Genomic DNA, 22,197 nt, shown 5'->3' on the forward strand with positions numbered 1-22,197 from the left:
AGATAAATAATCCCTTCTTTTTAGGGGAAATTAATTAGAAAATTTAAAATGGAGGATCAATCAAGTGATAAAAAAATATTTATTTCTTTTGTTCTTTTTATTCATGGGAAACAATCATCTTGCAATTGCTAAAAATATTGAAACAGAAGGATGGTATGATGCTAATAAACTCTATTTAGACAATGGTTATACTGAATTGAGTGAAGCTGTTAGGAAAGCAGAAAATCACTTTAACAAAGATATTGAGTTACCAATACGTCTTCCTTCAATTACATTTACTCATCTTTTAGGGAAGTTTGAAGAGAATGGAGAATTCTCTAGACTAGAGGTAACTTATTTAGATGAAAAATTTGGTAATGTTCGATATAAAATATCCATTTTAAAAGATTTTCCTACAGATAATTCTTTAACATCTGCTACAGTTCCTGAAACAATAAAATTAAGTGATGGAAATAAAGTTCTTTATTATAAGAATGATACAAAGCTCGATACATTTATTATTAAGAAAAAGGGCTTACAATATGCTTTCTTTATAGATAAGGCGAGTGTTAATCAAATAACGGTAGATGGTGTTATAGAAATTATTAACTCCATGAAATAACAGATGGAGTGAATTCTAGTTATTTATAGGATTAAAGCTCTCTCTAGTTGATTGGAGTAGAGGGCGCGACTCCTACGGGAACAGCGTGGGCGGAAAATCCATTTTTTCAGCATTAGCCGAAAAAATTAGTTGTAGCCCACGCCCGTGGAAAGCGTCCCCGCAGTAGAAATCAACGATGCTTTGAGCTTTCATTATTAAACAGCAGGCAATTATGAGGTATCTACCAAAATACTTGCAAGCCTTCAAAATACATGGTATATTATATAGCGGTGTTAACAATACACACGCATTTTGATGTAGTAAGTGGTGCTCTATTTTATAGGGTTGCTTGTTGCAGATGATAAATGCGGAGGAAAAAAACCAAACAATTAGGAGGAACTAAACATGTCAGTAATTTCAATGAAACAATTACTTGAAGCTGGTGTACATTTCGGTCACCAAACACGCCGTTGGAACCCAAAAATGAAGAAATATATCTTCGTTGAGCGTAACGGTATCTACATTATCGATTTACAAAAAACAGTTAAAAAATTAGAAGAGGCTTATGACTTCATGCGTCAAGTTGGCGAAGATGGTGGTAAAGTTCTTTTCGTTGGTACTAAAAAACAAGCGCAAGAAGCAATCAAAGAAGAAGCTGAGCGTTCAGGTAACTACTACATCAACCAACGTTGGTTAGGTGGTACATTAACAAACTTCGGTACAATTCAAAAACGTGTTGCACGTATGAAAGAAATCGAAAAAATGGAAGAAGAAGGAATCTTTGCTGTTCTTCCTAAAAAAGAAGTTATCCAACTTAAAAAAGAGCATGAGCGTCTAGTGAAATTCTTAGGCGGTATCCGTGATATGACAGCTATTCCAGACGTAATGTTTGTAGTAGATCCACGTAAAGAGCGTATTGCTGTTGCGGAAGCTCGTAAATTAAACATCCCTCTAGTAGGTATTGTTGATACAAACTGTGACCCAGATGAAATCGACTACGTAATCCCTGCTAACGATGACGCTATTCGCGCTGTTAAATTATTAACTGCAAAAATGGCTGATGCGCTAATCGAGTCTAAACAAGGTGAATCAGAAGCTCCAGCTGTTGAAGAAGCAGTAGCTGCTGAGTAATCATTTCCTTTTACACAATGGTGATAAGTGGCTGATCCCTCTTATCACCTTTTTTAGAGAGTACAACAATAATTTTATATACATTTCAAGGAGGCACACTCAAAATGGCAATCACTGCACAATTAGTTAAAGAATTACGTGAAAAAACTGGCGCTGGTATGATGGACTGTAAAAAGGCGTTAGTAGAAACGGAAGGTAACTTAGAAGCTGCAATCGACTTTTTACGTGAAAAAGGTTTAGCTGCTGCTGGTAAAAAAGCTGACCGTATCGCTGCAGAAGGTACTACTTATATTTTAGAACAAGGTAACGAAGCAATTCTTGTAGAAGTAAACGCTGAAACAGACTTCGTTGCAAAAAACGACAAATTCCAAGTATTAGTTTCTAGCTTAGCTGAGCAATTATTAGCTGCTAAACCAGCATCAGTAGAAGCTGCTTTAGAACTTGAAAAAGACGGCGTGAAAATCGTTGACCAAATTTCTCAAGCAACAGCTACAATCGGCGAAAAAATCTCTTTACGCCGCTTTGAATTAAAAACAAAAACAGATGCTGATGCATTTGGTGCATATTTACACATGGGCGGTCGCATCGGTGTATTAGTAACTTTAGAAGGTTCTACAGATGCAGCAGCTGCAAAAGATGTTGCAATGCACATTGCTGCAATCAACCCAACTTATGTATCTCGTGACGAAGTTTCTGCAGAAGAAGTTGAGCGTGAGCGTAAAGTATTAACTGAGCAAGCTTTAAATGAAGGTAAACCAGAAAACATCGTAGCGAAAATGGTAGAAGGTCGTCTTGGTAAATACTTCGAAGACGTTTGCTTACTTGACCAAACTTTCGTTAAAAACTCTGACCAAAAAGTTCGTGACTTCGTAAAATCAACTGGTGGTAATGTAACTGCATTCACTCGTTATGCTGTAGGTGAAGGTATCGAAAAACGCGAAGATAACTTTGCTGAAGAAGTAATGAACCAAGTTAAAGGTAACTAATCTTATATCTCAACTCGAGAACTACATTTAGGGAGCACAGCACCAGCGTGTTCCCTATTTTTCAAGGGAAATTCAATTAACATACAAGTGACGGAGGTTTACTATGAGTGTGCCAAAATATAAACGTGTAGTAATTAAACTAAGCGGTGAAGCGTTAGCTGGAGAAGCTGGCTTCGGATTAGCGCCGAAAATAATTAAAGATGTAGCAGCAGAAGTGCAGCAAGTAGTGGACCTTGGCGTAGAGGTAGCTGTTGTAGTAGGCGGAGGCAATATTTGGCGCGGCAAAGTAGGCAGTGAAATGGGCATGGATCGTGCTGCTGCTGACTATATGGGCATGCTAGCAACTGTTATGAACTCTTTAGCATTACAAGATGCATTAGAGAAATTAGGCATTGAAACACGTGTTCAATCATCAATTGTGATGACACAAGTTGCAGAGCCATACATTCGTCGTAAAGCTGTACGTCATCTTGAGAAAAAGCGTGTCGTTATTTTTGCAGCAGGAACGGGTAACCCATTCTTCTCTACAGATACAACGGCGGCATTGCGCGCTGCTGAAATTGATGCTGAAGCGATTTTGATGGGGAAAAATAATGTGGATGGCGTTTATTCAGCTGACCCAAAAACAAATCCAGATGCTGTGAAATATGACGAACTAACATACTTAGACGTTATTCAACAAGGCTTACAAGTAATGGATTCAACGGCTTCTACTTTATGTATGGACAACGACATTCCATTAATAGTATTCTCATTAATGGAAGAAGGAAATATTAAACGCGCCGTACTTGGCGAAAAAATTGGAACTGTTGTTAGGAGGAACTCATAATGGCAAAGCAAGTTTTACAACAAGCAAAAGATAAAATGGAAAAATCTTTAGGTGCATTTTCACGTGAATTAGCATCGATTCGTGCTGGACGTGCGAATGCTTCACTATTAGATCGTATTTCTGTAGATTACTATGGCGCACCGACACCAATTAATCAATTAGCAGGGGTATCTGTACCAGAAGCTCGTCTTTTAGTGATTGCACCTTATGATAAATCAATTTTAGGCGAAATCGAAAAAGCGATTATGAAATCTGATATTGGGATTACGCCAACAAATGATGGGACAGTCATTCGTTTAGCGATTCCTGCCTTAACAGAGGAACGTCGTAAAGAGCTTGTGAAACAAGTGAAAAAAGAAGCTGAAGAGGCAAAAATCGCTGTGCGTAATGTACGTCGTGATGCGAATGACGACTTGAAAAAGCTTGAAAAAGGCGGCGACATTACAGAGGATGATTTACGCGGCTATGGCGACGATATTCAAAAGTTAACAGATGAATTTATCGCAAAAGTTGATGATGTAACAAAAGAAAAAGAACAAGAAATTTTATCTGTATAATGACGATAGAACTTTAATTAAATTAAGGCGTCCTTTCAAACAGGACGCCTTTTTAACTTGATTCAGCAAATTTTTTTGCTGAATCAAGTTAAGCCTCCGGCAGATATCAAAGGGTGACTTGCACGAAGCATATTAGTTAACGCGTATTTAACTTCTACTAAGTGCAAGCACAATTCAAAATCCCGATGCAATTATGCTGAGGTATAATTGATTATTAAAGATAAAAGTCGTAAGCAAAGAGGTTTTATCATAAATTATTACATACTTATAAAAACAATGATTAGTCAAAGGTTGACTGTTGTGTTGTTCATAATAATTGAATGGATAAGAAATAAAAGGACATGGAAAGTTCTTTTTGATATGATAAATATGTCCGATATGCAAGTAGTTGGGGGAATGGGCTATGTTTAAAAAGCTTTTAGGAAGAAAATCAAATAAAAATGAAATCGAATATAATAGCAAGAGCTTACTTGATGTAGAGGTCCCTTCGCATATTGCAATTATTATGGATGGCAATGGCAGATGGGCCAAGAAACGATCAATGCCAAGAATTGCTGGACATCACGAGGGAATGAAAACGGTACGTAAAATTACGCGTTATGCTTGTGATTTAGGTGTTGAAATTTTAACATTATATGCGTTTTCAACGGAAAACTGGAAGCGTCCTAAAGCAGAAGTTGAGTTTTTAATGGGGCTGCCTGAACAATTTCTTAATTCCTTTTTACCAGAGCTGATGGAGCGCAATATTCGCGTGCAAATGATTGGTGATTTTGCAAGTCTTCCTACACATACACAAAAAGCTTTGCAACATGCGATGAATACGACAAAGCATAATACAGGCTTAATTTTAAATTTTGCGATGAACTATGGAAGTCGCGCGGAGATTGTCTTGGCAATGCAACAGATGATGCGAGAAGTGGCAGCAGGTCATTTAGCCATTGATGAAGTGACAGAAGAGCATATTACGGCACATCTAATGACAGCACATTTACCGGAACCAGATTTATTAATTCGTACAAGTGGAGAAGTACGTTTAAGTAATTTTATGTTGTGGCAGCTAGCCTATACTGAATTTTTATTTACGGATACGCTTTGGCCAGATTTCAATGAGCAATGTTTATTAGAGGCAGTCCAGCAATATCAGCAGCGAAATAGGCGATATGGTGGGCTGAAAGGAGAAGAATCGTAGTGAAGCAACGAATTATAACAGCAGTGATTGCAGCGGCGTTATTTATTCCTTTCGTCGTTTATGGTCAATTACCGTTCACACTATTAGTGTACGCAATGGCAGCAGTAGGATTATATGAAATTTTAAAAATGAAAGGCATTTCGATTTTTTCTGTACCAGGAATACTCGGTGCCTTCACATTGTTTACGATTTTACTACCGAAAAACTTTGCTGCAAAAATAATAGAAATAACAAGCTATACAAAATTTGAATTGCTTATTATTGCTGTTATTTTATTGCTTGTCTATTCAGTTATTGTGAAAAATCATTTTACATTTGATGATGTAGCATTTGTTATTTTAAGCACGCTTTATGTGGGAATCGGCTTTTATTATTTTATTGAAACACGTGAAGCGGGCTTAGTATTTGTTATTTTTGCGCTATTAATTGTTTGGACAACCGATTCGGGTGCGTATTTTATCGGTCGTCGTTTCGGTAAAAATAAACTGTGGCCAGAAATATCGCCAAATAAAACGGTAGAAGGCTTTGTAGGTGGGATAGCAGTCGCAGTAATGGCAGCTGTTATTATGCAGCTCATTGTACCGTTTAATATATCATGGCTGCTACTAATTATCATTGTCATCGTAAGTTCAATCTTTGGGCAAATGGGCGATTTAGTAGAATCTGCAATTAAGCGTCATTATGATGTCAAGGATTCGGGCACAATACTGCCTGGACATGGCGGTATTTTAGATCGCTTTGATAGCTTATTATTCGTCTTGCCATTATTGAATTTGTTGCATTTCGTTAGCTAATCGCAATGGATGAAAGGAAGTAAAGAAGTTGAAGAAAATTAGTTTATTAGGGGCAACAGGCTCTATTGGTTTACAAACAATTGATATTTTAAAGGCGCAAAAAGAGGCTTTTCAGCTTGTTGCTGTATCTTCAGGGCGTAATATTGAGGCAACGATGCAAATTATTGATGACTTGCAGCCACAGCTTGTATCCGTACAGGATGCAGAAGATGCTAGGCGTTTGCAGCAGGAATATCCACATATTGAAATTACGTATGGCGCACAAGGGCTTGTGGATGTAGCAACACATCCAGAAACGACCGTGTTAGTCAATGCTGTTTTAGGGAGCGTAGGTTTAGAATCAACTTTAGCGGCAATTCGTATGGGCAAAACGATTGCGATTGCCAATAAAGAAACGCTCGTAACAGCTGGACACTTAGTAATGGCAGAGGCGTGTAAATACAATGCAGCGATTTTACCTGTGGATAGTGAACATTCTGCTTTATTTCAGTCGATGAACGGAGAAAACCCAAAAAATATCGAACGCTTAATTTTAACAGCTTCAGGTGGTTCATTCCGCGATCGCAGTCGAGAAGAGTTGCAGCATGTTACAGTAAAGGATGCATTAAATCATCCAAACTGGTCAATGGGGGCAAAAATTACAATTGATTCTGCAACAATGATGAATAAGGGGCTTGAAGTTATTGAAGCACATGTATTATTCAATATGCCATATGATAAAATAGATGTATTATTACATCGTGAAAGTATTATTCACTCATTAGTGGAATACCATGACACGAGCGTGATTGCACAGCTTGGTACGCCGGACATGCGCGTGCCAATTCAATACGCACTTAGCTATCCAGAGCGCCTACCATTACAAGGTGGACAACCTTTAAATTTAGCGCACATTGGTCAATTATCGTTTAAAGAAGTTGATTTCGAACGCTTTAAAGCATTAAAGCTTGCTTATGAAGCAGGACGTGCAGGCGGGACGATGTTAACAGCGATGAATGCAGCAAATGAAGCGGCTGTCTCATTATTTTTACAAGAAAAGATAACATTTTTACAGATTGAAGAATTGATTGAACGCGTCATGCATGCACATAATAATGTATTATTACCTGATTTGGAGACAATTTTACATGTGGACAATGAAACAAGAAAAATTGTGTTGGACATGGTAAAATAAAAGAATGTTGAAAACTTTGTAAGAGGCAAGAAAAAAGTATGTGAAGGTGGGGAATTATGCAAACAGCTATTGCATTTATCGTAATTTTTGGCTCACTCGTATTTTTCCATGAGCTAGGGCACTTCTTATTTGCGAAACGCGCAGGCATTATGGTACGAGAATTTGCCATTGGTATGGGGCCGAAAATTTTTGGTATGACGAAAGGTGAAACTGTTTATACATTACGCCTTCTTCCTATCGGTGGTTATGTTCGCATGGCTGGCGATGATTTAGATTCAGTTGAATTGCAACCAGGTTACCGTGTCGGTCTATTAATGAATGAAGACAATGTTGTTGAAAAGATTATTTTAAATCAAAATAGCCAACATCCGAATGTTTTATTTCTGGAAGTAGAGCGTGCGGATTTAGAGCGCGAACTATGGATTGAAGGCTATGATGAAGACGAAAATTTAGTGCGCTACAACGTGGCACGTACAGCATCTATTGTTGAAAATGGTAAGGAAACAATCATTGCGCCTTATGACCGTACATTTAATGCAAAGACGGTTGGACAGCGCTCAATGGCGATATTTGCTGGTCCATTGTTTAACTTTATTTTAGCATTTTTCCTATTTTTAATGATGGGGCTATTACAAGGTGTTCCTACGAATGAATCATTGCCGAAAATTGCTCAAGTTGCCGATAGTGGTGTGGCGAGTGCCGCTGGTTTACAACGAGATGATGTTGTGACGGCGATTGATGGTAATAAAATTTCAACATGGGAAGACTTATCACAGGCAATTCAAGCGAAAATGGGCCAAGCGATGGTCATGGAAGTTGAGCGTCAAGGTGAGCGATTAACATTTGAATTAACACCGAACATTGTAGAAAATGATAAAGGTGAAAAAGTTGGACAAATCGGCATTTATGCAGCACGTGCTTATGAAAAATCGCCAGTGAAGGCTGTTGCCTATGCTGGGGAGCTAACATATGAAACGGCTACGATGATTTTTAAAGCGGTTATCAAGCTCGTGACAGCTCAGTTATCAATTGATGAGCTTTCTGGTCCTGTTGGTATTTATAAATATACAGAGGAAGCGACATCTTACGGTATCTTTAATTTAATGTTTTGGGCTGGAGCCTTGAGCATGAACTTAGGGATTATGAATTTATTGCCACTGCCAGCGCTTGATGGTGGTCGTTTACTATTCTTCGGTTTTGAAGCGCTGCGTGGTAAACCGATTGATCGACAAAAAGAGGGGCTTGTACATTTTGTCGGCATTGTCTTGTTAATGATTTTAATGATTGTTGTGACATGGAACGATATTCAAAAGTTTTTCTTTTAATTTATTCTGTATTACAAGACTATCCGCTACCTGCTTCAGAACTTGAAGCGAAGTCAAAGAATTTTAAGTGGGAAGCAACAGCCCGATTGAGCTCAACATGATATTGGTTACACAAGCGTTTTACAGGCTGTGAAGTTCTCAGCTTGTGTACTTCTATCAATAATCCATAGGGTATGAAGAAAGCCCTGTGGATTGAAAATTCACTCTATATAATCAATTTAAAGGTGGAACTATACATGAAACAAAGTTTAACATTCATCCCAACTTTGCGAGAAACGCCAGCAGATGCAGATGTACAGTCACATAAGACATTGTTACGTGCAGGCTTTGTTCGCCAAAATGCGAGCGGTGTGTATTCATATTTACCATTAGCAAAGCGTGTATTAACAAAAATCGAGCAAATTATTCGTGAAGAGATGGAAGCTATTAATTCGATTGAGCTATTAATGCCATCATTACAACCGGCAGAGCTTTGGCAAGAATCAGGCCGTTGGGAAGCATACGGTCCAGAATTAATGCGTTTGAAGGATCGACATGAACGTGATTTCGCATTAGGGCCAACGCATGAGGAAGTTATTACAACATTAGTACGTGATGAAATTAAATCATATAAAAAGTTGCCACTTACACTTTATCAAATTCAAACGAAATTCCGTGATGAGAAGCGTCCACGTTTTGGTTTATTGCGCGGTCGTGAATTTATTATGAAGGATGCCTATTCCTTCCATGCAACGAGAGAAAGCTTAGATGAAACATATGAGGATATGTATCGTGCATACTCGAATATATTCACACGCCTTGGTTTGAATTTCCGCGCAGTTATTGCAGATGCAGGTTCAATTGGTGGTAAAGGTACACATGAATTTATGGTATTATCGAAAATTGGTGAAGATACAATCGCTTACTCTGATTCGTCAGACTATGCTGCTAACATCGAAATGGCAGAAGTGATTGCAGAATACAAAGCAAGTAGTGCAGCGCAAAAAGAGCTAGAAAAAGTAGCAACACCGAATGCGAAAACGATTGAAGAGGTAAGCAACCTCTTATCAGCAGAAACAACAAACTGCATTAAATCGTTAGTATTTAATGTGGATGGCGAACTTGTTGTCGTATTAGCCCGTGGCGATCATGAAATTAATGATATTAAATTAAAAAATGTTTTAGGCGCTACATCTGTAGAACTAGCAGAAGAAGCAGACATTAAAAATTTATTAAATTGTGCTCCAGGTTCCATTGGTCCAATTAAGCTACCTGTTGAAGTAAAGGTTATTGCAGATCATGCCATTAAATCGATTCGCAATGGTGTAGCTGGTGCGAATGAAGATGGTTTCCATTATGTGAATGTGAATCCAGAACGTGATTTTGCGATTAATAGCTATGAAGATATCCGCTTTATTCAAGAGGGCGACCTTTCTCCAGATGGTAATGGAACAATTAAATTTGCTGAAGGTATTGAAGTAGGGCATATTTTCAAGCTTGGCACGACATATTCAGCTAAAATGGATGGCACGTTTTTAGATGAGCAAGGAAAGGCACAGCCATTTATTATGGGCTGTTATGGTATTGGCGTATCTCGTATACTCGCCGCTGTTGCAGAGCAATTCCAAGATGATAATGGCTTTGTATGGCCAAATCAAGTGGCACCATATGACGTGCATTTAGTACCTGTTAATTTAAAAGACGAGACACAAAGCCAATTAGCAGATGAGCTCTACAGCATTTTAAAATCATACCGTTATGATGTATTATTTGATGATCGTGCAGAGCGACCAGGCGTAAAATTTGCGGATGCTGATTTAATTGGTTTACCGATTCGTATCACAGTTGGTAAAAAAGCAGCTGAAGGCATCGTAGAAGTAAAAGTACGTGCCACAGGCGAAACATTTGAATGGGCGAAAGAAGAGGTTGTGGATCGCCTAAGCGAATTTTTCCGTACGAACGGATGATATGAATTAAAGAAAAGCGAGCTGTCTGGAAAGTTTTTGACCTTTCTAGGCTGCTCTTTTTTGCTAGAGGAAGGTGATAACGGTGAACAGCGAACAAGAGGCAAGAATTAGATTTTTAACGCTATTACAGCAACTGGAACTAACGGATGATATTTATATGTCATTATTTGAAAATGGTGAACTTACAAGGTTATCTGTTCATAAAAAAAATAGAGTTTGGTGCTTTGTTATTAAATTAAACAATATTTTGCCATATAAAGTGTACCAATTATTAATAGCACGATTAACGGAGAAATTCTCCCATATAGCGAATGTCTCCCTAGCCATTGAGACAACTGCACCTGTTGTGACAGAAGAACTCATACTAGATTATTGGTTGCCAACCATCCGACAGCTTGAGGATATGTCCCCGCCATTAAAGAATCAATTAATGGAGCAAAAGCCTGAATGGACAGGACATAAATTAATTGCCACAACGATGCAAGAAGTTGAGCAAATGTCATTGAAATCAAAATATACTGATAAGCTATCCGAAAGCTACCAGCATTTTGGTTTCCCGCATATCCCGCTTGAATTCCAATTGGTAGAGCAATCAGATGAAATGAAGCAGGCACATGAGGCGTTTTTAGAACAGCGTAGACAAGAAGAGGCGATATTAGCACAGCAAGCTTTAGAGGATTTTGCGAAGCGTGAGAAAGATAAAGCATCCTCTCCACAAGCCGTTGTCAGCGACCGACCTTTCCAACTCGGTGCACAAATTAAAGATAGCGAAACAGTCGAAATTCGTTCCGTGCTTGAGGAAGAGCGATCTATCGTGTTAGAAGGCTTTGTTTTCATGTCGGAAGTGAAAATATTGAAAAGTGGTCGCTCGTTATTAGAATTTAAAATGACCGATTATACCGATTCGATTTTAGTAAAAATGTTTTCGCGTGATGATAGTGATGCTGAATTAATGGCACAGCTATCAAAAGGTATGTGGGTAAAAGTGCGTGGCTCTGTACAAATGGACACATTTGTACGCGATTTAGTTGTAATGGCACGCGATATTGTGGAAATTAAAAAGGAAACACGGAAAGACCTTGCAGCAGAAGGACAAAAGCGTGTTGAATTGCATATGCACACACCGATGAGTCAAATGGATGCGGTAACGCCTGTCGATCGATTAATTGGGCAAGCGGCTAAATGGGGACATCCTGCTATTGCCGTGACAGATCACGCTGTTGTGCAGGCATTTCCAGATGCCTATGCAGCAGGGAAAAAGCATGGTATTAAAGTGATTTATGGGCTAGAGGCAAATTTAGTTGATTCTTCCGCAATGATTGCGTATGAAGAGGACCATATTGCTTTAGAAAATGCGACATTTGTTGTTTTTGACGTAGAGACGACAGGTTTATCTACTGTTTATGACACGATTATTGAGCTTGCTGCTGTCAAAATTCAAAATGGTCAAGTGATTGGTAAATTTGAGCGATTTGCCAATCCTCATAAGCCGTTAACCGCAAATATTATCGACTTAACGCATATTACAGATGATATGTTAAGGGATGCACCAGAAGTGGAAGATGTGGTGCGTGAGTTTCATGAATTTATTGGCGATAGCATTGTTGTCGCACATAATGCTTCGTTCGATATGGGCTTCCTATATGTCGCATACCAAAAATACGGTATAACGAGTGATAAGCACCCTGCTATTGATACGCTAGAGTTGTCACGTATGCTCAATCCAACATTGAAAAATCACCGCTTAAATACGCTCTGTAAACGCTATGGTGTCGAACTGACACAACATCACCGCGCCATTTATGATACAGAGGCAACAGGTGAGCTAATGCTTCATTTATTAAAAGAAGCACACGATAAAGGCATTAAATACCATGATGATTTTAATCGCTTTGTTGGGGGAGATGATAGCTACAAGCAAGCAAGACCTTCACATTGTACGATTTTAGCAACGGATGAAATTGGTTTGAAAAATCTATTTAAGCTTGTTTCCATTGCACACACACAAACATTTTATCGTGTACCGCGTTTGAAAAAGAGCGATGTGCAAAAATATCGAGAAGGTTTAATTATTGGTTCAGGTTGTGCAAATGGCGAACTGTTTGAAACGATTATGAACAAAACGCCTGAAGAAGCAGAGCAAGTTGCGAAGTTTTATGATTATATCGAAGTGCAGCCAAAGCCTGTATACTCACAGCTGATTGACCGTGGAACAATTCATGATGAATGGAATTTAGAAGATATTATTCGTCGGCTTGTCAAGCTAGGTAAAAAATTAAATCTTCCTGTAGCAGCGACAGGTAATGTTCATTATTTAGATGAAACGGATGGTAAGTTTCGTCAAATTTTAATTGGCTCAATGGGTGGTGCGAATCCATTAAATCGTTATCCTTTGCCGAAGGTGCATTTTAGAACGACGGATGAGATGCTTGCAGAGTTTGATTTTTTAGGCCCTGATTTAGCAGAGGAAATCGTCGTGACAAATACACAATTAATCGCAGATATGATTGGCGATGTCAAGCCGATTAAAGATGATTTATACACGCCAAAAATCGAAGGCTCCGACGATGAAGTAACAAATTTAACTTATGAAATGGCGCACCAAATTTATGGTGAGGAATTACCTGAAATTGTACAGGCACGTATTGATAAAGAGCTAAAATCCATTTTGGGTCATGGTTTCGGCGTTATTTATTTAATCTCTGCCAAGCTTGTGAAAAAATCGTTAGCGGATGGCTATTTAGTAGGTTCACGTGGTTCGGTAGGGTCTTCCTTAGTGGCAACCTTTATGGAAATTACGGAAGTAAACCCATTGCCACCACATTATATTTGCCCAAGCTGTAAGCATTCGGAGTTTATCGCCGACGGCTCTGTGGCCTCAGGCTTTGACTTACCGAATAAAGACTGCGTTGAGTGCGGCACACCCTATAAAAAAGATGGGCAAGACATTCCATTTGAAACCTTCCTTGGATTCAAGGGAGACAAGGTACCTGACATCGATTTGAGTGCGACACGTTGCTAGTTGAAAAGACTAGCCACCATTATTGGTAGAACTGCTATTTCGAAGTGTGGAATGAAGGAGTAACGTCCCGAAACACACTCGCTGAAGCTACGACATGCAAGCGGATGACTGCAAAACTGAAACTTGTATGAAGCTCGTTAAAGTAGGCTGAAGTTCACCCAAACAGTACGGCTGTGGAAAAGGAGTAATCCTGTGAATGATAGGTCTGGTGTCTATAAACTTTCTATGGTTAGAATCAGTAGAATCACTGGGACGAATCCTCGATTGACTTTTCGTGAATGTCACGTAGTAGAAATGCTACGGGGTCCAAATTAGGGCTTCTAGGTATGGATGAGTAAGCGTTTGGTTATGAAAATCCATCTTGTGTTACAGGCACATGCAAGCCTAGCGGAATTTAGGGGGAACCTAAGGGAAGATGTACAGATAGAAATAGTGGAACGTGTGAAGCTCCTAACGTAAGAGACAGTTGCATGTCGATGACGACGGTGTACGGAAATGCTGAGTAAGTTATAACGTACTTTGATGGAGTGGCAGTAGTGCTGTAGTACCGTTGAAGAAATGCCTGTGATGACTGAATAACCAATAGGTCGGAGGACAAAACATTTCAGAGGGAAGGGCACGAGTCGTTAGTGTTGAAATTAAACATTCAACAAAACTAACGATGGAACGCCGTGTGAGTGTGAAAGCCTCATGCACGGTGTGGGACGGGGGAAAAGCTGGTGATAACTTCAAAGGCTTACCTATCGTCATATTTTTCCGGTGAATACCAACCACAAGCACATAACTACACAAAAGTGCTATTTGGTGAAGACTATGTTTATCGTGCAGGAACGATTGGCACGGTAGCAGAGAAAACTGCGTATGGCTATGTAAAAGGCTATGCGAACGATCATAACTTAAATTTCAGAGGAGCAGAAGTGGATCGGCTTGTACAAGGCTGTACAGGGGTAAAGCGAACATCAGGGCAACATCCAGGGGGAATTATTGTTGTACCTGATTATATGGATATTTATGATTTCTCGCCTGTGCAATATCCAGCAGATGCGCAAGATGCAGAATGGAAAACAACGCACTTCGATTTCCATTCTATCCATGATAATATTTTAAAGCTTGATATACTCGGGCACGATGATCCGACCGTTATTCGTATGTTGCAAGATTTATCAGGCATTGATCCAAAGACGATTCCGACAGATGATCCAGAAGTGATGAAAATTTTCAGTACGACGGAATCGCTTGGTGTGACAACAGAGCAAATTGGTACAAAAACAGGGACGCTTGGTATTCCAGAGTTTGGCACACGCTTTGTACGTCAAATGTTAGAAGAAACGAAGCCATCTACATTTAGTGAGCTTGTACAAATATCAGGATTATCGCATGGAACGGACGTATGGCTAGGAAATGCGCAAGAGCTGATTAAAAATGGTACATGTGTATTATCAGAAGTAATTGGCTGTCGTGATGATATTATGGTGTATTTAATTTATCAAGGATTAGAGCCAGCATTCGCCTTTAAAATTATGGAGTCTGTGCGTAAAGGAAAAGGTTTGACGGATGATATGGAAGAGGAGATGCTGAAAAACAAAGTGCCGGGATGGTATATTGATTCGTGTAAAAAAATTAAGTATATGTTCCCGAAAGCCCACGCAGCTGCCTACGTTTTAATGGCGGTGCGTATTGCATGGTTTAAAGTGCATCATCCAATTTTGTATTATGCGGCGTATTTTACAGTGCGTGCAGATGATTTTGATTTAATTGCAATGAAGCAAGGACCTGCTGTGATTCGAACGAAAATTGATGAAATTAATATGAAGGGCTTAGATGCCAGCCCGAAAGAAAAGAACTTACTGACTGTGCTGGAAATAGCGCTTGAAATGTGTGAACGAGGTATGCATTTTAAGTCAGTTGACCTTTATCGTTCAACAGCCAGTGAGTTTGTTATTGATGGCAATGCTTTAATTCCGCCATTCGATGCGATTCCAGGGCTTGGGACGAATGTGGCGAAGCAAATTGTAGCTGCACGTGAAGACGGTGAGTTTTTATCGAAGGAAGATTTACAGCGCCGTGGTCGCGTATCGAAAACGCTAATCGAGTACATGGATCAGCTAGGCTGTTTAGAAGGACTGCCTGATGCAAACCAGCTATCGTTGTTCTAATGGCGAGTAGCTACATTTGCAATTGCTCTAGACATATGCTATTGTTAGTGTAACAATTTGTTGATAGTTCGCAGCAAAAGAGTGGGTTTTTCCCGCTCTTTTCTGTTGTTTAACAACAAATGAGAGGTAAGAAAGGCTGTTTGGATATCCCTGATTTATGAAAAAACAGGGTTTCTATTCATTTCAGACTTGTTTTATACAATTAACCAATGGCAAAGCAAATAATAAAATTTAAAGAATACTATATGAGGAGGATAAGATGAGCAAAGTTACTTCAACTATTGAAGCGCTCGTAATGCCTATTATTGCTGAATTAAATCTTGAATTAGTGGATGTAGAGTTTGTGAAAGAAGGTCGCAACTATTTTCTGCGTATTTATGTAGATACACCACAAGGTGGAATTGACATTGATCAATGTGCACAAGTAAGTGAACGTTTAAGTGTCATTTTGGATGAAAAGGACCCAATCGAGCAAAATTATTATTTGGAAGTATCTTCACCAGGTGCGGAACGCCCATTAAAAAAAGAAGAAGACTTTGTTAAATCAATTGGCAAATATATTTATGTGAAAACATATGAGCCAGTGAAAGATATGAAAGAATTTCATGGTTACTTAACAGCATATACTGAACAAGGTTTAGAAATGGAAGTTCGCATTAAGACACGCAAAATCAATGTACAAATCGATAAAGAAAAAGTAGCGCAGGCTAGACATGCGATTGACTTTTCAGATAAGCAAATTTAGGAGTGAACAAAAATGAGTAGTGATTTACTAGATGCTTTAACAGCCCTTGAGGAGCAAAAGGGCATTTCAAGAGAAGTGTTAATTGAAGCAATTGAGGCAGCATTAGTAACAGCATATAAACGCAATTTCAATCAAGCGCAAAATGTGCGAGTAGATTTAAACTTGGATAAAGGAACAATGCTCGTATATTCTCGTAAAGATGTAGTGGAGGAAGTAGAGGATGATCGTTTAGAAATCTCAATTGAAGATGCCAAAATGATTAATCCTGCCTATGAAATTGGTGATGTATTAGAGCAAGAAGTAACGCCACGTAATTTTGGGCGTATCGCAGCACAAACAGCGAAGCAAGTCGTTACACAGCGTGTACGTGAGGCAGAGCGCGGTTTAATTTACGAGGAGTATGTAGATCGTGAAGATGACATTGTCGTTGGAACGATTGAACGCCAAGATGCACGCAATATTTATGTATCGTTAGGTAAAGTAGAGGCTGCTTTACCGGTAAACGAGCAAATTCAAGGTGAAGTATATAAACCACAGTCACGTATTCGTGTTTATATTACGAAAGTAGAGCGTACAACGCGTGGACCACAAGTGATTGTATCACGTACACATCCGGGCTTACTACGTCGTTTATTTGAAATGGAAGTACCCGAAATTTTTGATGGTACGGTTGAAATTAAATCTATCGCACGTGAAGCAGGCGATCGCTCAAAAATCTCAGTTCATGCACATAACCCAGAGGTAGACCCAGTAGGCTCATGTGTAGGGGCAAAGGGAGCACGTGTACAAACGATTGTCAATGAATTAAATGGTGAAAAAATCGATATCGTTGAATGGTCTGAGGATCCGATTGTCTTCGTAGCTAATGCCTTAAGCCCATCGAAAGTATTGGATGTGCAAGTAAATGAAGAAGAAAAATCGACAACGGTTGTTGTACCGGATTATCAGCTTTCATTAGCAATCGGTAAACGTGGTCAAAATGCGCGACTTGCAGCAAAATTAACAGGCTGGAAAATCGATATTAAAAGTGAAACAGATGCACGTGAATTAGGAATCTATCCTTCTGAAACGAGCACATTTATTCCACAAAATAATAATACGGCTTCATATGATGAGATCGAATATGATTTATATCAAGATGATGAAGAATAATCAGCAAATCAGCTAGCTGCTCGTAGCCTTTCTTACAAGAAAGCTATGAGCAAGCGGCATTTTGTAAGGAAGGTGAGCGCGGATGGCTGTGCAAAGAAAAGTGCCTTTACGCAAATGTGTAGCAACAGGCGAAATGCACCCGAAAAAAGAAATGATTCGTGTTGTACGTTCAAAGGAAGGCGAAGTATCTGTTGATACAACAGGGAAAAAGTCTGGACGTGGTGCGTATGTTTCAAAATCGGAGCAAGCTGTTGAAGAGGCACGTAAGAAAAATAGCTTAGGAAGACAACTTGAAGTAGCGATTCCAGAAGAAGTGTATGAGGAGCTGCTGAAGCTTATTCGCAGGGAGTCTATTTTATGACGAATAGTGCAATACTGCAATTATTAGGGCTAGCAGCAAGAGCAAGAAAGGTTGTTTCTGGAGAAGAGTTAGTTGTGAAGGAAGTACGCACAGGGGGAGCAAAATTAGTTCTACTTGCAAATGATGCTTCTGCGAATACAGCTAAAAAAATTAAAGACAAGTGCACGTATTACAACGTTGAGTTTTATGTTTTAGGAGATCGCTATGATCTAGGACATGCTACAGGGAAGGAAGCACGTGTAGCATTAGCTATAACCGATCGTGGGTTTGCGAAAAAAATGTCTAGTCTACTCAACGAAAATTAATCGGGGGTGAGCAGATGAGCAAAATTAGAGTTCATGAATATGCGAAAAAGGTAAATAAAACGAGTAAAGAAGTAATGGAGCAGCTCACAAAGCTTGATATGGAAGTGAAAAACCATATGTCCATGCTTGAAGCGGCAATCGTTACGAAGCTTGATTCTGTCTTTCAGCAAGTAGCAGAACCAAAAAAAGCAACACCTGCAAAGCCAGTTGCTAAAAAAGAAGGCGCGTCACAGCAAGTGCAAAGAGAGACACGTCCACAATCCAAGCAGCAACCAATGAAAAAAGCGGATAAAGCTCCAAATATAGAACAAAATAAAGCGTCAAATAGTGACAAATCTAATACAAAAGGTAGCCAAAATAGAAATATGACACAAAATAACAATCAAAATAGTCGCGGTAAAAGCGGCGGTAATAAGAATAATCAAGGCGGCTTTAACCAACAGCGTAAAAAGCCCGGTATCCATGGTGGGAAACGTCGTCAAAATAGAGGATATCAACCACCTGTACAAACAGTACAAAAGGAATTGCCAGAAAAAATTACATTTTATGAATCATTATCAGTAGCAGAGTTAGCAAAAAAATTGCACCGTGAGCCATCTGAGTTGATTAAAAAATTATTTATGTTAGGCGTTATGGCAACAATTAACCAAGAGCTAGATAAAGATGCAATTGAACTTATTTGTGCCGACTACGGTGTGGAAGTGGAAGAAGAAATCCGCGTAGACATTACGGATCTTGAAACGCACTTTGAACAAGAAGTAAGCGAAGAAGAGCTACGCGAGCGTCCACCGGTTGTGACAATTATGGGACACGTTGACCATGGTAAAACATCCTTGTTAGATTCGATTCGTCATACGAAAGTAACGGATGGCGAAGCTGGTGGTATTACACAGCACATCGGTGCATATCAAGTAGAAGTAAATGACAAGAAAATTACGTTCCTTGATACACCAGGACACGCTGCGTTTACGACGATGCGTGCACGTGGTGCAAAAGTAACGGATTTAGCGATTATCGTTGTTGCAGCAGATGATGGTGTAATGCCACAAACAGTAGAAGCGATTAATCACGCAAAAGCTGCAGAAGTACCAATTATCGTTGCAATTAACAAAATGGATAAAATGTCAGCAAACCCTGATCGTGTCATGCAAGAGTTAACGGAGCATGGCTTAGTACCAGAAGATTGGGGTGGCGATACAATTTTCGTACCAATTTCTGCACTGAAAGGTGAAGGGATCGATCAATTATTAGAAATGATTTTACTTGTTTCTGAAGTTGGAGAGTTAAAAGCAAGTCCAGCTCGCTCAGCAATCGGTACAGTAATCGAAGCACAATTAGACAAAGGGCGTGGATCTGTTGCGACATTGTTAATACAAGATGGCACATTGCGTGTAGGTGACCCAATCGTAGTCGGTCATGCTTATGGTCGTGTGCGTGCAATGGTGAATGACATCGGTCGTCGTGTGAAGGATGCAGGTCCATCTACACCTGTTGAAATTACAGGTTTGAATGATGTACCACAAGCTGGTGACCGCTTCGTTGTATTCGAAGATGAAAAAACAGCTCGCTCTGTTGGGGAATCTCGTGCCATGACAGCGATTCAAGCACAACGTTCTGAAAAACAACGTGTGACATTAGATAACTTGTTTGAGCAAATGAGCCAAGGTGAAATGAAAGAATTAAACTTAATCGTAAAAGCGGACGTACAAGGTACAGTAGAAGCGATGGCTGCCTCATTAATGAAAATTGATGTAGCAGGCGTTAATGTGAAAATTATTCATACAGGTGCTGGTGCGATTACAGAGTCAGATATTACGTTAGCAGCAGCTTCTAATGCGATTGTCATCGGCTTTAATGTTCGTCCTGATGTAAATGCGAAGCGTGCAGCGGAAGAAGAAGGCGTAGATATTCGTCTACACCGTATTATTTATAAAGTAATCGAAGAAATCGAGCAAGCGATGAAAGGGATGCTTGACCCAGAATTCGAAGAAAAAGTTGTTGGGCAAGCGGAAGTTCGTCAAACAATCCGCGTATCAAAAGTTGGTACGATTGCTGGTTCTTATGTAATTGAAGGGAAGATGGTACGTGATGCAGGTGTGCGTGTCATCCGAGAAGGTATCGTTATTTTTGAAGGTGAGCTAGATTCACTAAAACGCTTCAAAGACGATGCGAAGGAAGTAGCAAAAGGTTATGAGTGTGGTATAACGATTAAAAACTTCAATGACGTTAAAGAAGGCGATGTCATCGAAGCATTCGTAATGGAAGAAATTAAACGCGCATAATGATTGTATACGCAGAAGTTGAATTCATGATTCATACTGCCCACTCATTAAAGGAAAAACGCGCGGTGTTGCAAAGAATGGTGATGCGAACAAAGCAAAAGTTCAATGTATCGGTTGCGGAAATTGATCATCAAAATGTCTGGCAGCGCACGCGCCTCGCGCTCGTAACTGTCGCTTCCTCAAAGGAAGCAGCTGAGCGAGAACTGATGCACGCGTTACATTATTTAGAATCAAATCCTGAATGGGAGCGACTTGAAATGTTTCGCGAGTATTTATAAGAGTTAGAAGGAAATTTGTTAAGGTGGTGACTGTTATGTCTCTACGATCAAACCGAGTGGCCGAGCAAATGAAAAAGGAGCTTGGTGAAATTATAGGTCGCAAAATTAAAGACCCGCGCGTTGGCTTTGTTACCGTGACAGATGTTGCTGTAACAGGTGACTTGCAACAAGCGACAGTTTATATTTCATCATTGGGTAATGAACGTGAACGAGAAGAAACGTTAAAAGCATTAGAGAAAGCATCGGGCTTTATTCGTTCTGAAATTGGCTCACGTATCCGCCTGCGCCGTACACCAGAAATTTTATTCGAATTCGATTCTTCTGTAGAATACGGAAATAAAATTGATGCGTTACTGCGCTCACTACATGAGGATAAGTAAAATTGCGGGAAGAGCTGTCTGAAAACCATGCGAAGGCGTGACTTTTCAGGCAGCTATTTGTACTTTTAGGGAGGAATTGGCGATGAATGGGATTTTGCCACTATGGAAAGAACGTGGAATGACGAGCCATGATTGCGTATTTAAGCTGCGAAAAATTTTAAAAACAAAAAAAGTTGGTCACACTGGTACATTAGACCCTAATGTTGAAGGAGTTCTACCTATTTGTATCGGGCAAGCAACAAGAATTGCCGAGTATATTACAGATGCCGGTAAAACCTATGAAGCTATTATTAGCATTGGGCGTTCAACAACAACTGAAGATGCAGAAGGGGAAACAGTTGAAGAAAATACTACGCATAAATCGTTCAGTCGTGCAACTATTTTGGCAGCATTAACACAATTGACTGGGACGATTACACAGACACCTCCTATGTATTCCGCTGTCAAAGTGAATGGTAAAAAACTTTATGAATATGCGCGGGCAGGACAAACAGTTGAGCGTCCAACACGGCAAGTAACAATTTATGATTTAGCATTATTAGACGAAGCAGACATATTTCAAGGAGAGCAAGTGCAATTTGCGATTCGCATTGCATGTAGTAAAGGTACGTATATTCGTACACTTGCTGTGCAAATTGGTGAAATGCTAGGTTACCCTGCACATATGCAAGCGCTTGTACGTACAGCTTCAGGTACATTTATCAAGGAAAACTGCTTCACATTAGCACAAGTGCAGGAGCTAATGGATAATGAGCAAATTGGTGAAAAAATATTGCCTGTCGAACATGCGCTCAAAAGCTATCCTTTCATCGAAATAGATGAAGCAAATGACAAGCAAATTTCTAATGGACAAGTGCTTGAAATGCATACATTATTAAAGCAACATGATAAAATTGTTTATGCGAAAAATGGACGAGCAAGAGCCATTTATGTCGCACATCCTACGAAAGAAAATAGGATGAAGCCAGAGAAAATGTTCCCTGAACTAGAGCAGGAGGTATAAAT

Annotated in this window: 18 protein-coding genes and 2 pseudogenes; all 20 read left to right on the forward strand. The window is 39.5% G+C overall.

Going from position 1 to position 22,197, the window contains the following annotated elements:
• Positions 1-64 precede the first annotated feature (64 nt).
• The 20 genes and pseudogenes from C9J34_RS14940 to truB all read left to right on the forward strand — a co-directional run bounded on the left by C9J34_RS14940 (position 65) and on the right by truB (position 22,195).
• Entirely contained in the window at positions 65-601 is a 537-nt protein-coding gene (locus C9J34_RS14940; RefSeq protein ID WP_107840978.1) for a hypothetical protein, read from the forward strand.
• Positions 602-985: 384 nt separating this feature from the next.
• Positions 986-1,711 (forward strand): 30S ribosomal protein S2, encoded by a 726-nt coding sequence (gene rpsB, locus C9J34_RS14945; protein WP_107840979.1) that lies wholly within the window; start codon positions 986-988, stop codon positions 1,709-1,711.
• Between the two features lie 104 nt (positions 1,712-1,815).
• Positions 1,816-2,697 (forward strand): translation elongation factor Ts, encoded by an 882-nt coding sequence (gene tsf / locus C9J34_RS14950; RefSeq protein ID WP_107840980.1) that lies wholly within the window; start codon positions 1,816-1,818, stop codon positions 2,695-2,697.
• A gap of 103 nt (positions 2,698-2,800) precedes the next feature.
• Positions 2,801-3,526, forward strand: a complete 726-nt coding sequence (pyrH, locus tag C9J34_RS14955; RefSeq protein WP_107840981.1) for a UMP kinase — start codon at positions 2,801-2,803, stop codon at positions 3,524-3,526.
• Positions 3,526-4,083 carry a ribosome recycling factor gene (gene frr, locus C9J34_RS14960; protein WP_107840982.1) on the forward strand — a complete coding sequence of 186 codons (558 nt, stop codon included), beginning with the start codon at positions 3,526-3,528 and terminating at the stop codon, positions 4,081-4,083. The genes pyrH and frr overlap by 1 nt, the downstream gene beginning before the upstream one ends.
• A gap of 403 nt (positions 4,084-4,486) precedes the next feature.
• On the forward strand, positions 4,487-5,272 hold the full coding sequence (locus C9J34_RS14970) for an isoprenyl transferase (protein ID WP_107840984.1): 786 nt from the start codon (positions 4,487-4,489) through the stop codon (positions 5,270-5,272).
• Complete coding sequence (locus tag C9J34_RS14975) at positions 5,272-6,066, forward strand: phosphatidate cytidylyltransferase (protein WP_107840985.1); 795 nt, start codon at positions 5,272-5,274, stop codon at positions 6,064-6,066. Before C9J34_RS14970 ends, C9J34_RS14975 begins: the two co-directional genes overlap by 1 nt.
• A gap of 28 nt (positions 6,067-6,094) precedes the next feature.
• On the forward strand, positions 6,095-7,240 hold the full coding sequence (gene dxr / locus C9J34_RS14980) for a 1-deoxy-D-xylulose-5-phosphate reductoisomerase (protein ID WP_107840986.1): 1,146 nt from the start codon (positions 6,095-6,097) through the stop codon (positions 7,238-7,240).
• 56 nt (positions 7,241-7,296) lie between these two features.
• Positions 7,297-8,565 (forward strand): RIP metalloprotease RseP, encoded by a 1,269-nt coding sequence (gene rseP / locus C9J34_RS14985; protein ID WP_107840987.1) that lies wholly within the window; start codon positions 7,297-7,299, stop codon positions 8,563-8,565.
• A 236-nt stretch (positions 8,566-8,801) separates the two neighbouring features.
• Entirely contained in the window at positions 8,802-10,511 is a 1,710-nt protein-coding gene (locus C9J34_RS14990) for a proline--tRNA ligase (RefSeq protein WP_107840988.1), read from the forward strand.
• Positions 10,512-10,593: 82 nt separating this feature from the next.
• Positions 10,594-13,518: pseudogene (locus C9J34_RS14995) on the forward strand (PolC-type DNA polymerase III); the annotation flags it as partial.
• Positions 13,519-14,285: 767 nt separating this feature from the next.
• Positions 14,286-15,689, forward strand: a pseudogene (locus C9J34_RS15000) (PolC-type DNA polymerase III); the annotation flags it as partial.
• Positions 15,690-15,948: 259 nt separating this feature from the next.
• Complete coding sequence (gene rimP, locus C9J34_RS15005; protein WP_107840990.1) at positions 15,949-16,434, forward strand: ribosome maturation factor RimP; 486 nt, start codon at positions 15,949-15,951, stop codon at positions 16,432-16,434.
• Positions 16,435-16,446: 12 nt separating this feature from the next.
• On the forward strand, positions 16,447-17,586 hold the full coding sequence (gene nusA / locus C9J34_RS15010) for a transcription termination factor NusA (protein WP_107840991.1): 1,140 nt from the start codon (positions 16,447-16,449) through the stop codon (positions 17,584-17,586).
• An 82-nt stretch (positions 17,587-17,668) separates the two neighbouring features.
• Positions 17,669-17,947, forward strand: a complete 279-nt coding sequence (rnpM, locus tag C9J34_RS15015; protein ID WP_107840992.1) for an RNase P modulator RnpM — start codon at positions 17,669-17,671, stop codon at positions 17,945-17,947.
• Positions 17,944-18,252 (forward strand): YlxQ family RNA-binding protein, encoded by a 309-nt coding sequence (locus tag C9J34_RS15020; RefSeq protein WP_107840993.1) that lies wholly within the window; start codon positions 17,944-17,946, stop codon positions 18,250-18,252. Before rnpM ends, C9J34_RS15020 begins: the two co-directional genes overlap by 4 nt.
• 14 nt (positions 18,253-18,266) lie before the next feature.
• Complete coding sequence (gene infB, locus C9J34_RS15025) at positions 18,267-20,534, forward strand: translation initiation factor IF-2 (RefSeq protein WP_107840994.1); 2,268 nt, start codon at positions 18,267-18,269, stop codon at positions 20,532-20,534.
• Entirely contained in the window at positions 20,534-20,812 is a 279-nt protein-coding gene (locus C9J34_RS15030; RefSeq protein WP_107840995.1) for a DUF503 domain-containing protein, read from the forward strand. Before infB ends, C9J34_RS15030 begins: the two co-directional genes overlap by 1 nt.
• Before the next feature lie 35 nt (positions 20,813-20,847).
• A complete protein-coding gene (gene rbfA / locus C9J34_RS15035; RefSeq protein WP_107840996.1) occupies positions 20,848-21,192 on the forward strand; it encodes a 30S ribosome-binding factor RbfA in 345 nt (114 codons plus the stop codon).
• Positions 21,193-21,274: 82 nt separating this feature from the next.
• Positions 21,275-22,195, forward strand: coding sequence for a tRNA pseudouridine(55) synthase TruB (gene truB / locus C9J34_RS15040; protein ID WP_107840997.1), 921 nt, complete (start codon positions 21,275-21,277; stop codon positions 22,193-22,195).
• Positions 22,196-22,197: the final 2 nt, after the last annotated feature.

It is taken from the genome of Metasolibacillus meyeri, from assembly GCF_003049505.1.
In the GTDB taxonomy this organism is placed as follows: Bacteria; Bacillota; Bacilli; order Bacillales_A; family Planococcaceae; genus Metasolibacillus; species Metasolibacillus meyeri.

Coding starts and splice junctions, on each gene's coding strand:
- tsf (WP_107840980.1), top strand. CDS start 1,816: ATGGCAATCACTGCACAATTAGTTAAAGAATTACGTGAAAAAACTGGC.
- C9J34_RS15020 (WP_107840993.1), top strand. CDS start 17,944: ATGACGAATAGTGCAATACTGCAATTATTAGGGCTAGCAGCAAGAGCA.
- nusA (WP_107840991.1), top strand. CDS start 16,447: ATGAGTAGTGATTTACTAGATGCTTTAACAGCCCTTGAGGAGCAAAAG.
- C9J34_RS15030 (WP_107840995.1), top strand. CDS start 20,534: ATGATTGTATACGCAGAAGTTGAATTCATGATTCATACTGCCCACTCA.
- frr (WP_107840982.1), top strand. CDS start 3,526: ATGGCAAAGCAAGTTTTACAACAAGCAAAAGATAAAATGGAAAAATCT.
- rnpM (WP_107840992.1), top strand. CDS start 17,669: ATGGCTGTGCAAAGAAAAGTGCCTTTACGCAAATGTGTAGCAACAGGC.
- infB (WP_107840994.1), top strand. CDS start 18,267: ATGAGCAAAATTAGAGTTCATGAATATGCGAAAAAGGTAAATAAAACG.
- rbfA (WP_107840996.1), top strand. CDS start 20,848: ATGTCTCTACGATCAAACCGAGTGGCCGAGCAAATGAAAAAGGAGCTT.
- rimP (WP_107840990.1), top strand. CDS start 15,949: ATGAGCAAAGTTACTTCAACTATTGAAGCGCTCGTAATGCCTATTATT.
- C9J34_RS14990 (WP_107840988.1), top strand. CDS start 8,802: ATGAAACAAAGTTTAACATTCATCCCAACTTTGCGAGAAACGCCAGCA.
- rpsB (WP_107840979.1), top strand. CDS start 986: ATGTCAGTAATTTCAATGAAACAATTACTTGAAGCTGGTGTACATTTC.
- truB (WP_107840997.1), top strand. CDS start 21,275: ATGAATGGGATTTTGCCACTATGGAAAGAACGTGGAATGACGAGCCAT.
- C9J34_RS14970 (WP_107840984.1), top strand. CDS start 4,487: ATGTTTAAAAAGCTTTTAGGAAGAAAATCAAATAAAAATGAAATCGAA.
- pyrH (WP_107840981.1), top strand. CDS start 2,801: ATGAGTGTGCCAAAATATAAACGTGTAGTAATTAAACTAAGCGGTGAA.
- rseP (WP_107840987.1), top strand. CDS start 7,297: ATGCAAACAGCTATTGCATTTATCGTAATTTTTGGCTCACTCGTATTT.